Origin of the sequence: Pedobacter suwonensis (assembly GCF_900111825.1) — a bacterium.
In the GTDB taxonomy this organism is placed as follows: domain Bacteria; phylum Bacteroidota; class Bacteroidia; order Sphingobacteriales; family Sphingobacteriaceae; genus Pedobacter; species Pedobacter suwonensis.
Genome location: NZ_FOJM01000009.1, coordinates 90,810 through 104,598, shown reverse-complemented (window position 1 = coordinate 104,598; position 13,789 = coordinate 90,810). Strand labels below are relative to the sequence as shown.

Annotated in this window: 15 protein-coding genes; 5 read left to right on the top strand and 10 right to left on the bottom strand. The window is 39.0% G+C overall.

Going from position 1 to position 13,789, the window contains the following annotated elements; translation table 11 throughout:
• Window positions 1–12: 12 nt before the first annotated feature.
• The gene (locus BM107_RS12995; RefSeq protein WP_090983992.1) at window positions 13–507 is read right to left on the bottom strand and encodes a hypothetical protein; all 495 of its coding nucleotides are present in this window, start codon (window positions 505–507) and stop codon (window positions 13–15) included.
• The gene (locus BM107_RS12990; protein WP_090983990.1) at window positions 497–955 is read right to left on the bottom strand and encodes a sigma-70 RNA polymerase sigma factor region 4 domain-containing protein; all 459 of its coding nucleotides are present in this window, start codon (window positions 953–955) and stop codon (window positions 497–499) included. The genes BM107_RS12995 and BM107_RS12990 overlap by 11 nt, the downstream gene beginning before the upstream one ends.
• A 148-nt stretch (window positions 956–1,103) precedes the next feature.
• Here BM107_RS12990 and xth point away from each other — a divergent pair, with 148 nt between their 5' ends.
• A complete protein-coding gene (xth, locus tag BM107_RS12985; protein ID WP_090983987.1) occupies window positions 1,104–1,880 on the top strand; it encodes an exodeoxyribonuclease III in 777 nt (258 codons plus the stop codon).
• Window position 1,881: 1 nt separating this feature from the next.
• On the opposite strand, the gene BM107_RS12980 is transcribed toward xth, so the two are convergent.
• From BM107_RS12980 to BM107_RS12950, 7 genes are all read right to left on the bottom strand, one after another.
• Window positions 1,882–2,286, bottom strand: coding sequence for a PAS domain-containing protein (locus tag BM107_RS12980; protein ID WP_090983985.1), 405 nt, complete (start codon window positions 2,284–2,286; stop codon window positions 1,882–1,884).
• Between the two features lie 319 nt (window positions 2,287–2,605).
• Window positions 2,606–2,872 (bottom strand): hypothetical protein, encoded by a 267-nt coding sequence (locus tag BM107_RS12975; RefSeq protein WP_090983983.1) that lies wholly within the window; start codon window positions 2,870–2,872, stop codon window positions 2,606–2,608.
• Window positions 2,872–3,987: a M42 family metallopeptidase gene (locus BM107_RS12970; protein ID WP_090983981.1), complete on the bottom strand. Its 1,116-nt coding sequence runs from the start codon at window positions 3,985–3,987 to the stop codon at window positions 2,872–2,874. The genes BM107_RS12975 and BM107_RS12970 overlap by 1 nt, the downstream gene beginning before the upstream one ends.
• A 66-nt stretch (window positions 3,988–4,053) precedes the next feature.
• On the bottom strand, window positions 4,054–4,464 hold the full coding sequence (locus BM107_RS12965; protein ID WP_244278806.1) for a GNAT family N-acetyltransferase: 411 nt from the start codon (window positions 4,462–4,464) through the stop codon (window positions 4,054–4,056).
• Window positions 4,465–4,466: 2 nt separating this feature from the next.
• Window positions 4,467–5,060, bottom strand: coding sequence for a hypothetical protein (locus BM107_RS12960; protein WP_090983976.1), 594 nt, complete (start codon window positions 5,058–5,060; stop codon window positions 4,467–4,469).
• A gap of 14 nt (window positions 5,061–5,074) precedes the next feature.
• Window positions 5,075–6,241, bottom strand: coding sequence for an MFS transporter (locus BM107_RS12955; RefSeq protein ID WP_166672336.1), 1,167 nt, complete (start codon window positions 6,239–6,241; stop codon window positions 5,075–5,077).
• 119 nt (window positions 6,242–6,360) lie between these two features.
• On the bottom strand, window positions 6,361–7,902 hold the full coding sequence (locus tag BM107_RS12950) for an acyl-CoA carboxylase subunit beta (protein WP_090983974.1): 1,542 nt from the start codon (window positions 7,900–7,902) through the stop codon (window positions 6,361–6,363).
• Between the two features lie 1,046 nt (window positions 7,903–8,948).
• On the opposite strand from BM107_RS12950, the gene BM107_RS12945 reads away from it, so the two are divergent.
• The 3 genes from BM107_RS12945 to can all read left to right on the top strand — a co-directional run bounded on the left by BM107_RS12945 (window position 8,949) and on the right by can (window position 11,705).
• Entirely contained in the window at window positions 8,949–9,293 is a 345-nt protein-coding gene (locus BM107_RS12945; protein ID WP_090983972.1) for a hypothetical protein, read from the top strand.
• Between the two features lie 145 nt (window positions 9,294–9,438).
• Complete coding sequence (locus tag BM107_RS12940; RefSeq protein ID WP_090983969.1) at window positions 9,439–11,046, top strand: SulP family inorganic anion transporter; 1,608 nt, start codon at window positions 9,439–9,441, stop codon at window positions 11,044–11,046.
• 2 nt (window positions 11,047–11,048) lie between these two features.
• The gene (gene can / locus BM107_RS12935) at window positions 11,049–11,705 is read left to right on the top strand and encodes a carbonate dehydratase (RefSeq protein WP_090983967.1); all 657 of its coding nucleotides are present in this window, start codon (window positions 11,049–11,051) and stop codon (window positions 11,703–11,705) included.
• Between the two features lie 199 nt (window positions 11,706–11,904).
• On the opposite strand, the gene BM107_RS12930 is transcribed toward can, so the two are convergent.
• Window positions 11,905–12,633, bottom strand: a complete 729-nt coding sequence (locus BM107_RS12930; RefSeq protein ID WP_244278805.1) for a DUF3667 domain-containing protein — start codon at window positions 12,631–12,633, stop codon at window positions 11,905–11,907.
• Between the two features lie 334 nt (window positions 12,634–12,967).
• Here BM107_RS12930 and BM107_RS12920 point away from each other — a divergent pair, with 334 nt between their 5' ends.
• Window positions 12,968–13,729: a response regulator transcription factor gene (locus BM107_RS12920; protein ID WP_090983963.1), complete on the top strand. Its 762-nt coding sequence runs from the start codon at window positions 12,968–12,970 to the stop codon at window positions 13,727–13,729.
• Window positions 13,730–13,789 lie beyond the last annotated feature (60 nt).

Here is a 13,789-nt window from a genome sequence, read left to right as displayed (position 1 = left end):
ATATTCCACATATTACCTGTTCTTTTGTTTGAGTTCTATTTTCAGCTCTTTAATCTGTTCCTTAATCTGTCTGTTTTCCAGGTAAAAGTAAATAGCAAAGGCCAGAAATATCTTGCCCAATACAAAAACGGCAACAAATACCCATTTCCAGGCTTTGTTAACACGCATTTGGTTAGACTCTGATTCTACCTCTATATATTTTTCCCGTTTATTTTCCTGGTGGTTTTTATCATAACTGTATTCGGAATTAAAATTGTTTTGTACCGCCTGGTTTTGGCGTTGTATTTCATTAATCTCCTGTTCAATTTTAGCCAAAGTGCCTGCCGGAGGCTCAATACTCATGTTTTGAGCCAATACCTCCATATCATATTCCAACTGCTCCAAAGCAGCCTTAAATGCAGGATATTCCTTTTTTAGTGATAAAACTTTTTGTACCTCCTCTTCGGTGGCAATTCCCATCACATAGGTTTCCATTAAACCACTCTCAATGATTTTATTAATTTCCACTTGCCCTCCTCATTTTATCGATTGATAATTTTAACTGATTACGGATTTCGCTTTCATCACATCCAATTGTTGTCGCCAGGTATTGAATTGATTTTCCGTGATAATACACTGCACAAAATATTCTTTTCTGTAAATCATCTAACACATCCAACCCACCTTTAGGTACTGATTGGTTATGATTTGACGGATGATCTTTAGCTGTATACAAAGTTAATTTACTTTGTGCATATTGGCGCAGTTCCAGCCACATATTTAATCTGTTTTTTTCTGGTGAAACAACAACATCTTTTACGAATGAAGTGAGAATAGCAACCAGATGATCTTCTGATTTTTGAGGATTTTGCACAATACCATTGATATAACCAAGCAGCATGGGCGCATACTGATCATAGAACCAACGGATGTTTTTCGGCTCTGCAGAACGATTGTTTAATACTGCTTTGAACATGGTTATTTAAACGGTCAACCTAAATGAGGTGCAAGATAATGCCAAATTTTAAATTATCTTTAATTAATGTTTAAAATGTTGCTTAAAATAGGCTGAGATCAATACAACAATCATCTATTTTTGAATTTTTAATGCAAAGATTTATAGAATGAAAATAGCTACTTATAATGTGAACGGTGTAAATGGCCGTTTGCCCGTACTTTTACGCTGGCTGGAAGAAACCCAGCCAGATGTGGTGTGCCTGCAGGAACTAAAGGCGCCGCAGGAAAAGTTTCCTGAACAGGCGATTAAAGATGCAGGGTATAATGCCATATGGCATGGACAGAAGAGCTGGAACGGAGTGGCCATACTTGCCAGAAATTTAGAGATAACCGAACTGAAGCGTGGTTTAGACGGAGACCCTGAAGATTTACACAGCAGGTACATAGAGGCAATGATAAATGGTATCGTAGTTGGTTGTTTGTACCTTCCGAACGGTAACCCGGCGCCAGGCCCCAAATTTGATTATAAGCTGCGATGGTTTGAGCGTTTTACGGCACATGCAGCGACTTTGCTGGCGCAGAATATCCCGGTGGTTTTGGCTGGAGATTATAATGTCATTCCTACCGAACTCGATGCCTATAAACCTGAACGATGGGTTGAAGATGCCTTGTTTCGTCTGGAAACCCGGCAGGCATTTCAAGACCTAATTGCACAGGGCTGGACAGATGCGATCAGAAAGTTATATCCAGCAGAAACAATCTATACCTTTTGGGATTATTTCCGCAATGCTTACGGCAGAAATGCCGGGTTAAGAATTGACCATTTTTTATTGAGTCCTCAGGTGAGCGATCGCTTAAAATCAGCAGGAGTGGATAAAAACGTTAGGGGATGGGAAAAAACAAGCGACCACGGACCTGTGTGGATAGAATTGGATGACCTGTAAATCAGGATGGTTTCAAATCGGTAACATCCAATGTTGTACCAATTAGCTTTAACGATTCGCCATCCTGTTGGGAAAGTATTCCATCGGCTTTAATCCACCGGATTTTTCCATCCGGACGGCGGATCCGGTACAATACATCATAGCTGTTTTTTTCTCTTGTTACGGTAAGCTCTATCTCATCCTGAACATGATCGAGGTCTTCGGGGAGGATTAGGCCTAAAACGGATTCATAGTTTAAAACGCCATCTGGCGGGTAACCAAAATTCTCTTTAAAAGATCGGGTTGAACGAAGTATACCGGTTGCTATACTCAGTTCCCAAAAACCAAGGCGAAGGTGGTCGAATACGACATCCCAGTGATCATCACAAATAACGGATAGATCAATATTTTTTTTGTTTGTGTTCATAATAAGAAGGATAACTATGAAGGTAAATTACACAAACTATGTGAAGATATGTTGAGTATTAACAAAAATTAATGTACGGGAAACACTGCGTACCTATGATTATCTCTAAATCAAAAGAAAAACGTTTGAATGATTGGCAATGCAGGCGCTTTAAAGTTCATATTTGGATGTTAATGCGGCTGTATTGAAATAGATAACCTGCCAGATAAACTACAAGAACAGTGTTGGTTCATCTAGCAGGCTCAGTAAAAGTTATGCTTAGTACAGAAAAATTCAGAGATTTTTCGCGATATAGCATTTTTAGTCTTGTTTACTAATTTTAATGCTGATCTGAAACTTTTGCCTTTTCGATCAGTTCTTTCTGATTCATTAAATCTTTGTAATAAAAATAACCACCAAATCCTAAAATAAGGATGATATTGCTTACTTTAAAGCTATGATCGAGCCAATAATCCAACGGTGGTGCGTTACCAATAAAACTCTGTTTAATGCTTGGCCAGGAGTTAAGGATAAAGATAACTACAATCATAAGCAAAACCTTTAATAAGGTGCTGATCATGATTTTCTGGTGATTTAATTTTTCCATTATTTAAATGATCTGAAATCCTGACCGTTGCTAATGTTCAATAAGCTTTCATAGATCAGGCTGATTACATTGTCAACATCCTCTTTATGCACCATCTCTACCGTAGTATGCATATAACGTAATGGCAGCGAAATTAATGCCGATGGTACACCACCATTTGAGTAAGCGAAAGCATCGGTATCAGTTCCTGTAGAACGTGAAGACGCCTGGCGTTGGAATGGGATCTGGTTTTTCTCAGCCGTTTGGATTAATAGTTTATTCAAATTGGTTTGAACAGCCGGAGCATAGGAAACCACAGGGCCTTTACCCGCTGATAGATCGCCCTGAACGTTTTTATTGATCATTGGCGTAGTGGTATCGTGTGTTACATCGGTAATAATGGCCACATTCGGTTTAATGCGCTGGGCAATCATCTCGGCACCACGTAAACCGATTTCTTCCTGTACCGAGTTTACAATGTACAAACCGAAAGGAAGTTTTTTCTTGTTTTCTTTTAATAAACGGGCTACTTCGGCAATCATAAAACCACCCACACGGTTATCTAAAGCACGGCCAACATAATAGCGGTCGTTTAATATCATAAACTCATCTTCGTAGGTAATTACACAGCCCACATGGATGCCTAGTTTTTCTACTTCTTCTTTTGAGGTGCAACCGCAATCTAAAAAGATATTTTTTAATTCCGGAGCCTGTTCTTTCTCGCCATGACGTGTATGGATAGCAGGCCATCCGAATACTGCTTTAACCAGGCCCTTCTCGGTATGGATATTTACACGTTTAGAAGGTGCAATCTGATGATCAGAACCGCCGTTACGGATCACGTAAATTAAACCGTCGCTGGTAATGTAATTTACATACCAGGAAATTTCATCAGCATGGGCTTCTATAACCACTTTAAAATCAGCTTTGGGATTAATCACACCCACAGCGGTACCGTAATTATCGATAAAGTGTTCGTCGATATAAGGTTTTAAATAATTTAACCAAAGTTTTTGTCCTTCCCATTCATAACCAGTTGGAGCAGGATTATTGATGTATTCTTCAAGAAACTGCAGCGATTTTTTAGTAACCACAGCAACATGTTTTTTCTTTTCTTCGTCTTTTTTCTTAGCCATATGTTATTTGCTTTATAGCATGGGGCAAAGCGCATGGCATGATGCGTTTGTCCGTCTTGTTAATTATTATGATAGTTCTTTTTCCATGATCACAAAATCGTAACCATCTTTAAAAAAGGTTTTATTTGTTTCGTGGAAGCCAAATTTAAAATAAAATTCCTTAGCATTTACACGTGCATTGCACCATAGTTTTGTCGCTTTTTGAATTTTACAAAAATCAAGGATATAGGTCATTAATTGTGAACCCAAACCTATTTTTTGTGCACCAGGTAAGATGGCCAGTTTACGGAATTGATATACAGTTCCTTCATAAAATAGAGAAACTACCCCTGTTAGCTTATGATCGAGATATAATCCAAAATGGATGCCATCAAAATCGCTGGCAAGCTTTACGCTGTCAAAAGGTAACTCCGGATACATGGCTTCATGCCTGATCCGCCAGGTTAGCGAGGGAAATATCTGCTCAATTTGAACCATAATTATAATAAAAAGCTAAAACCTATCCGGCCGCCAATTCCATAATAAGTATCAATTTTATTTATGGCCGCAAGTGGGCCAAGAGATAACTCGAAGTTAATTTTTCTCCCGACATAGGTTTGAAAACCCCATTGAGGCATAATATTGATCTGTGAACCGTATAAAGTATTGCTTTGGGTAGGAATGATTGTTAATACATCAAGGCCAACATAACCGGCACTGTTATTTAAAGTTCTCTTACCCTTTTTAATCCTTCGGTCAAAATTGTAATAGTGTCTAAAACCTGCATTTAATGAAGGATAAATCTTGAAATCTGTTTCTGTGTTAACACTGATATTATAATTGTTATCCATTGTAAACTCGGTTTGATAAATAAATGCACCTTCGGCTCCTGCGCCAAAATAAACCGAAGTTGTTTTACCTACTTTTTGTTCTCTTTCGTAACCTATGCCCAAAAGATTAAGCCTTATTTTGTTAAGCGACTTTACTTCTGTTGGTTGCTCTACTTTTGTACTGTCCTGCGCCTTCGTTTTACTAACAATAGTCACGAAAACGAGTAATACTGAAAATACTTTGATTGCGTTTTTAGATTTCATAAAATTTGTAAAGGTTATTTAAATTGTGATTTTTTGTTTCCGTAAAACTGATAAATTAATATGTTAAGAATAATGATGCCTGTCATTCCATAACAGAATAAATTCCAGCCGCCCTGGTCCCAAAGCCATAAACCCAGTGCCGAGCCACAGCTGGCACCAATAAAACTAACCGACATAAAAATGGTGTTCAGCCGGTTTCTGGCTTCTGGTATTAGGGTATAAATCCGGGTTTGGTTGGTTACATGTATTGCTTGCTGGCCGATATCGATCAGAACAATACCGATTACAAACAGGTATAAATGGCTGTTTGTAAAATAAAACAAAGCAATACTGATGAGTTGCAATATAAAGCCGATCATTAAGTTTTTGCGCGGATTGTTGCCGTCGCTTAATTTTCCAACCAGTGGTGCAGCCAAGGCTCCTGCTGCTCCTGCAATTCCAAATAGACCAATTTGCAACGTTTGGAAATTAAAGGGCGGGTTAGCAAGAAATAATACCATGGTTGTCCAGAAAGCACTGATAATGGCAAAAGCCAGAAAATTAATAATCGAAGTTTCCCTTAAGGCAGGTTGTGTTTTGATATAACCAAACATCGAACGCATGAGTTCTTTATAGGAGCCTTTAAAATGAGGATAACTTTGCGGAAAGCGTTTGGCCATTAAAAAAATAAGCAGGCCACAAATCCCTGCAGCCATATAATACACAGCCCGCCAGCCTAGCCAAAAGCCGATACTGCCACTTACTGCGCGTGAAGCCAGAATGCCAACCAACAGACCGCTCATAATCATTCCAATGTTGGCGCCACGATTCTCATCGGAACTTAGATTGGCTGCCAATGGCAATATTAATTGAGGTACAATAGAGCAGGCACCGATGAATACAGATGCCATTTCCAGTATAAAAAAGCTTTGTGAAACTGCCGCTATAAGTAAAGCAAAAATAGCAAGTCCGGTAATTACAAGAATCTGCTTTTTGCGTTCAAACATATCGCCCAGTGGCACTAAGAGGAAAAGGCCTAAAGCATAACCAATCTGGGTAAGGTAGGTAATCTTCCCGGCAACGGGTTCGGTAAGGTCAAAATCTTTTGCAATCAAGATGACCAAAGGTTGGCAGTAATAAATATTTGCAACAATGAGGCCTGTGCAAAAAGCCATGAGAAGGATATCTGCTTTTTTTAACATGTAAGTTGATGTAAAATGTAATGATGTAAGATGGGGCTAAATAAGTAAGATGTAATAATGTAAAATGGATGATGGTAGCGTTAGTCCATTTACCATTTTACCTTATTTATCTTCCATCCTTACAAAGGTATATTTCCATGTTTCTTTCTCGGGTTGTTCACCACCTTATTTTCCAGCATTTTAAATGCTTTGATTAACTTGGTACGGGTTTGGGCGGGCTCAATTACTTCATCAATAAAACCACGTTCAGCAGCGCGATAAGGATTGGCAAAGATATCTGAGTACAATTTTTCTTTCTCGAGCCATTTTTCTTCCGGATTTTCTGCTGCGGTGATTTCGCGTTTAAAAATAATTTCTGCTGCACCTTTAGCCCCCATTACGGCAATTTCTGCAGTTGGCCAGGCGTAATTCATGTCTGCACCAATGTGTTTGCTGTTCATTACATCGTAGGCACCGCCATACGCTTTTCTGGTAATTACGGTAATGCGTGGCACGGTGGCCTCACTAAAGGCGTATAACAATTTGGCACCATTTGTAATAATGCCGTTCCACTCTTGATCTGTGCCTGGTAAAAAACCCGGAACATCTTCAAATACCAGCAATGGAATGTTAAAGCAATCGCAAAAGCGGACAAAGCGTGCGGCCTTAGCCGAAGAATTGCTGTCTAAAACTCCTGCCAGGTAAGCAGGCTGATTGGCTACAATACCGATGCTTCTGCCGGCCAGACGGGCAAAACCCACCACAATATTTTCTGCGTAAGCAGCATGTACTTCTAAAAAACTCTCAGTATCGGCCACATTTTCAATCACTTCACGTATATCGTAAGGTTGTGAAGCATTCTCTGGCATAAGTGTGTTAAGTTGTGGCCGGTTTTCGTCGGCTGTTTCGTAAGGTAAATGATCGGCTATTTCCTCACAATTTTGGGGCATATAGCTTAAAAGTTTCTTAACATGGTTAATGGCCTCAATTTCATTGGCACAGGCAAAATGGGTAACACCAGATTTTGTTGCATGTGTACTTGCACCGCCCAATTCTTCAGATGTTACTTCTTCGTGTGTTACTGTTTTAACCACATTCGGGCCGGTTACAAACATGTATGACGTATTTTCTACCATCAAAATAAAATCGGTAATGGCTGGCGAATAAACGGCTCCGCCTGCACAAGGGCCCATTATTGCGGACAGTTGTGGGATTACGCCGGAAGCCTGCACATTTTTATAAAAGATATCGGCATAACCACCCAAAGAAACAACACCTTCCTGGATACGTGCACCACCACTATCGTTTAGGCCGATTAACGGAGCCCCGTTTTTCATAGCCATATCCATCAGCTTGCAAATTTTCTCAGCATGGGTTTCAGATAGTGAACCACCAAACACGGTAAAATCCTGAGAGAAAACATAGGTTAACCTGCCGTTAATGGTTCCATAACCCGTTACCACCCCATCGCCCGGATATTTTTCGCGTTCCATGCCAAAGTCGGTGCTCCGGTGAGTAACCATCATGCCGATTTCTTCAAAGCTACCATCATCCATTAGAAAATGAATGCGCTCGCGGGCAGTAAGTTTACCTTTTTTATGCTGACTGTCGATACGGGCCTGTCCGCCGCCAAGATTGGCCTGGTTTATTTTATCTCTAAGTAATGCTATTTTTTTATCCATGGCTGAAGCTATGAGATTTTAAAATTAAAAATTACTATCGGTAATGCAAGTCTGGTGGGGTGTTATTTACCGAAGCACCACAATTTTTGTTCCCTAAACCTGACAGGAGCGGTATCCTTTTTGGCTCGATTGATTTTGAATTTATAGCTAATTTACCCAAAAAGATTTAGCGGATGGCAGGGCTAAAGTACCTATGAAATACTGTTCTTTCATTTCCTAAAAATAAATTATGTTGTTATGAATTGGAAATGAACGGTACTGTGCATTTAACATTTTCAGGTAGAGTAGTTGATACGATCAGGAAACGGTTGGTTCTTTGCTTTTGGCAGGTCTGGTCCCGCTTTTGATACGAGTTCCCGATGAAGGATCGGAAGCTCTTCCCGACAATCGGGTTTATCTAACTCAGGTAAGTGCCTGAAAAACAAACCTCTGTTCCCTAAACCTGACAGGAGCGGTATCCTTTTTGGCTTCGATTGATTTTGAATTTATAGCTAATTTACCCAAAAAGATTTAGCGGATGGCAGGACTAAAGTACCTATGAAATACTGTCCTTTCATTTCCTAAAAATAATTATGTTGTTATAAATTGGAAATGAACGGTACTGTGCATCTGGCATTTTCGGATAGAATAGTTGAAATAATCAGGAAACGGTTGGTTCTTCGCTTTTGGCAGGTTTGGCCCCGCTTTTGGTACGAGTTCCGATGAAGGATCGGAAGCTCTTCCCGACAATCGGGTTTATTTCACTCAGGTCAGTGCCTGAAAAACAAACCTCTGTTCCCTAAACCTGACAGGAGCGGTATCCTTTTTGGTCTCGATTGATTTCGAATTTACAGCCAATTTTGCCAAAAAGATTTAGCGGATGGCAGGACTAAACTTACCGATAATTACAAAACTAACTGTTTTCCAGTCTTATAAGTACCCTGTTTTTTTTAAAGAATACCTGTATTTTACTTAAATGATATTTTTTTTACAGCTGATTGTATTGAAAAACCAATAATCCGTTTATTTTTGTAAGCATAGGAATTAAAACAGCGTTAGAATTTTAAATGTTTTTAAGGAAATACAAGTATTTAATTGTTGCTGCATTTATGGTCATCTTCATAGCGAAGATGGGCATTTCCGGTGCACCTGTATTTTATACAAGTATTGATAAGGAAATGATGAATGCGGTTATCATGCAAATTGAGTTAGAGCATGAAGGCGGTAAAGATGCCGCCAAAGACACCGCAAAATTTACTGATTTCAAACTCACCGAGCTGAATCATCCTATCCTTTCTTATGAGTTCTCTTCCAGCCATTTCTTTTTGAAGAGCAGTTTTATAGAACATTTCAAAAGATATGTAGATCCATATCACCCTACTGTTCCAACACCTCCGCCTAACTTGATTTAGTTTTAATTATTTGGGGTAAATCACCTGCTCAATGTCATTGAGCGCTGTTGCTATATTTAAATTTATGCAATACGTAAATGCTTTGTGCAGAATATTTTGATCCCCTACGATTTTATTCGTTAAAATTTACTAGATCATTATCATTATGCAAAAAATTAACCCGACCTTTTCAGGTTCGGATGTGAAAAAATATTTTCTAAAAAAGAACCTAAAGAAAGATTTACCCTCAAGTATTGTGGTGTTCTTGGTGGCCTTACCATTATGTTTGGGGATCGCCCTGGCTTCTGGCGCCCCGCTATTTGCCGGTTTAATTACCGGAATCATAGGTGGAATTGTAGTGGCCTCTTTTAGCGGCTCGCAGTTAAGTGTTAGCGGACCTGCAGCAGGTTTAACGGTTATTGTATTAGGTGCAATAACCTCGCTGGGAAGCTATCCTACGTTTTTACTTGCTGTGGTATTGGCAGGGGTGTTCCAGTTGATTTTAGGGCTGGTTAAGGCCGGAACTATTGGTAATTACTTCCCTTCTAGTGTGATTGAGGGTATGCTTGCCGCAATCGGATTGATTTTAATCTTAAAACAGTTACCGCATGCATTGGGTGTTGATACCGATTTTACCGGCGACGAGGGTTTCTTTCAACAGGATCATGAAAATACTTTTTCTGCAATTACCGCAGCAATAAGCCATTTTAGTCTGGCTGCGGTGGTTATCAGTTTATTATCAATAGCTATCCTGATTTTATGGCCAAAGTTTCCAAAACTGGCGGTTGTACCTGCACCATTGGTGGTGGTTACTTTAGGGATTCTGGGAACCCTGGTTTTTGCCGGAACCGATTATCCGTTACGGGCCGATCAAATGGTAAAAATCCCGGTAGTAAATGGCTTCGGTGAATTCTTGGGACTATTTACAATACCCGATTTTTCACAACTGGCCAATAAAAATGTGTACATCGTGGCCATTACCATTGCGGTTGTAGCAAGCCTGGAAACTTTGCTCAGTATCGAAGCGGTAGATAAAATTGATCCGATTAAGCGTGTAACACCAACAAACCGGGAGCTGATTGCACAGGGGATAGGAAATATTACCAGCGGGATGGTTGGTGGTTTACCTATGACATCTGTAATCGTGCGGAGTTCGGCAAATGTAAACGCTGGTGGCAGAACCAAAATGTCGGCTATTTTTCATGGTATCTGGTTATTATTGTCGCTATTGTTTATTCCCGGACTCATTAACATGATTCCGTTATCGTGTTTGGCCGCTATTCTTTTAGTAACCGGATATAAGCTTACACGAATCAGTTTGTTCAAACATATGTATCATAAAGGGTGGGACCAGTTTGTGCCATTTGTGGTTACTGTATTGGCGGTATTGTTTACCGATCTGTTAAAAGGCGTAGCCATTGGTATGCTGGTTTCTATTTTTTATTTACTGCGGACCAATATGCGTAACCCATTCTTTTACAGGATTACGAATGAAGGAGATAAAAAGAATATCAGAATTAAACTGGCAGAAGAGGTTTCTTTTTTAAATAAAGCAGCGATACAGGTAGTTTTAACGAATATTCCAAAAGAAACAAATGTAATTATTGATGGTTCAAATGCCAGGTATATCGATCCTGATGTATTGGAAACCATTTATAACTATAAACATAATGCCTACACAAAAGGTATTATCGTAACCCTGGAGAACATACAAAAGCATTATACAGTACCCAAATTAAATATTAAAGTAAAAGAAGAAATTAACAAATTATAATTATGTGCGCAAAAACAATAGAAACGAAAGATATTACTTATGATGCCTTGTTACAGGGTAATAAAGATTGGGTTAGAGATACGATTGATAGTGATCCTGAATTTTTTGATAAATTGTCAGCAGGTCAAAGTCCACCGGTATTGTGGATCGGTTGCTCTGATAGCCGCGTACCTGCAAACCAGATTACAAACACTAAACCGGGTGATATTTTTGTACACAGGAACATCGCCAATGTAGTGGTGCATACCGATATGAATTTACTCTCTGTGCTCGATTATTCCATTAATGTATTAAAAGTTAAACACGTTATCGTTTGTGGCCATTATGGTTGTGGCGGCGTAAAAGCGGCATTGGGCAATAAACAGGTTGGAATTATCGATAACTGGTTGAGAAATATCCGCGATGTGTATCGTACCCATGAACGCGAAATGGCAACGATCAAAGATCCTGATCAGCGATTTGACCGTTTAGTGGAATTAAATGCCATTGAAGGAGCTGCAAATGTAGCCAATACCTCAATTGTGCAGAGTGCCTGGGCCAATGGCCAGGAACTGGCAGTACATGCCTGGGTGTACAGTTTAAAAACAGGAATTATTAAAGACATGAAGGTAACATGTACCTGTGTTGATGATGTTGCGCCTGCCTTCCAGGTGGGATAAAGACAACATTATTAAGCCATTTTTTAGTTGTTAGCGAAAGCGGCTGTGTCTATGATACAGCCGCTTTATTTCGGTATGTTTCCGCTTCAGTCCTTATTATTTTATGTATTTTGGCTTTCGCTTCCCGAATTAAAAGACCTGAACTAAAATATCTTTTATATGTTGTGGAACCTGATTTAATTTAATAGACAAAGCGATGTTAATGTTTGGCAATGGTATAGATCAGTATTCCTAATATGAGCGTACAGCACGTAAAGGTGATTACACCCAAAATATAAGACCCCAAAGCTTTCAGATAATTGATGTATTTGCCCTTTTCGAAAAACTGCCCTACAGCCCATGAAAAGTAAACGATAAACAGCATACCGGAATACTGCAAAAGGTGTTTATGGATTAGTCCCTCAATTGTGGCAAAAACCGAAAACATAAGCATACCCATTCCCTGAAGGAAGCACAAAAGAATCAGCAATTCAAAAAAATTATAAGCATATTTTCTGAAAAAAAGTTTCAGCCATAGTGACAAAAATGCGCTTAACATAATATTGGCATAACCATAATGGCTCTGAACCCATTCATTAATTGGGTTTACGGCTGCATTGTTGGTTTGATCAAAGTTAAAGTAGCCTTTTTCAATATGGAAAAAATGATTAATCAGCGTGTAAATTAGAGAGGTTATGATTAAAAATGCGACCGGCTTTACCAGTCTGCTTCTATCACTGGATATAAACTTATGGATGGTTTGCCCGGGCCTGATCAATAATTCTTTAATGGTATAGAATATTCCCTTTTCTAAATGCAGCACGTGCTCTATTTCGTGCTGAATATAATGCCAGTCGATTCTTTTGAGTTTGGCTGGTTCACCACATCTTGGACAATAGTTTTCAGGTATATCCCGGTTGCAGCTGATACAGGTTGCCGTTATCATCATTTATTGCGTAATTTAATTTCCTTGTTAATTTCAATAAAGCTGTTAATAGCCGGTAGGAATGCGATGGGTATAGCAGTGAGAATGACTATAAATGGAATAGCTGATTTTGTTTTAAATATGAACAGGTATACCACGCAGGCCATCAGAAATAGCCAAACAATTGTACCTGCTATGATTATAGCTTTTAATTTTGCCTGATTTTTAATTAATTCTGAAAAATCCAGCTTAGATAGTTTTTCTGCTGCCATACTGATTTGTGATATGCAACAAAATTCAGAAATGTAATCTGATTGACGATTACACTTTAGTGTAATTTTGCTACTTTAGTAGTGTCATGAAAGCTGATCAGCATAGAGGGTTACTTACCAAAAACAAAATAGACAATATCACTTCTCAAGATATACTCCAGCTGGATAATTATCTGGAAGCCATCAGTGCTTTCGAAAAATTAACCTATCAAAGCTTGTATGTGATCGATTATGCAGAAATGAAATTCGAATATGTATCTAGCAATCCACTTTTTTTATGTGGCCATAGTGTAGCTGAAGTAATGGCCTTAGGGTATGATTTTTATATGAATAACGTGCCTGAAAATGATCTGCATCTCTTGAATTTAATTAACGAATCGGGATTTGATTTTTTTGAGAAAATACCCCTTAAAGAAAAAAAGTTATACAGTATTACTTACGATTTTCATTTGCTGAATAAAGGCGGAAAAACGACCTTGATTAACCATAAGCTTACCCCGCTTTTTCTGAATGCAGCGGGAAAGATGTGGAAAGCTGTTTGCGTGGTGTCCATTTCGTCAAGTAAAACGGAAGGTAATGCTGCCATTCATAAACATGGCTCCGATCAGATCTGGAAGCTTGATGTAGCAAAACAGGTTTGGAGCAAACAACTGAAACCGAAACTTAGTGATCGCGAAATCGAAGTTTTACGGTTATATGCACAAGGTTTAACCATTAACCAGATCGCCGATAAGATATTTGTATCTCCTGATACCATAAAGTACTATAGACGAAAGATATTCGAGAATTTTGGCGTTGGGAATATTGTAGAAGCCCTTTCTTACGCGGTAAACAATAAGATAATTTAGTTCTCTCCGGATGATCAGGCAACCAGAGTGGCCATTCCTGTAAAAAATAAAACCCCCGGA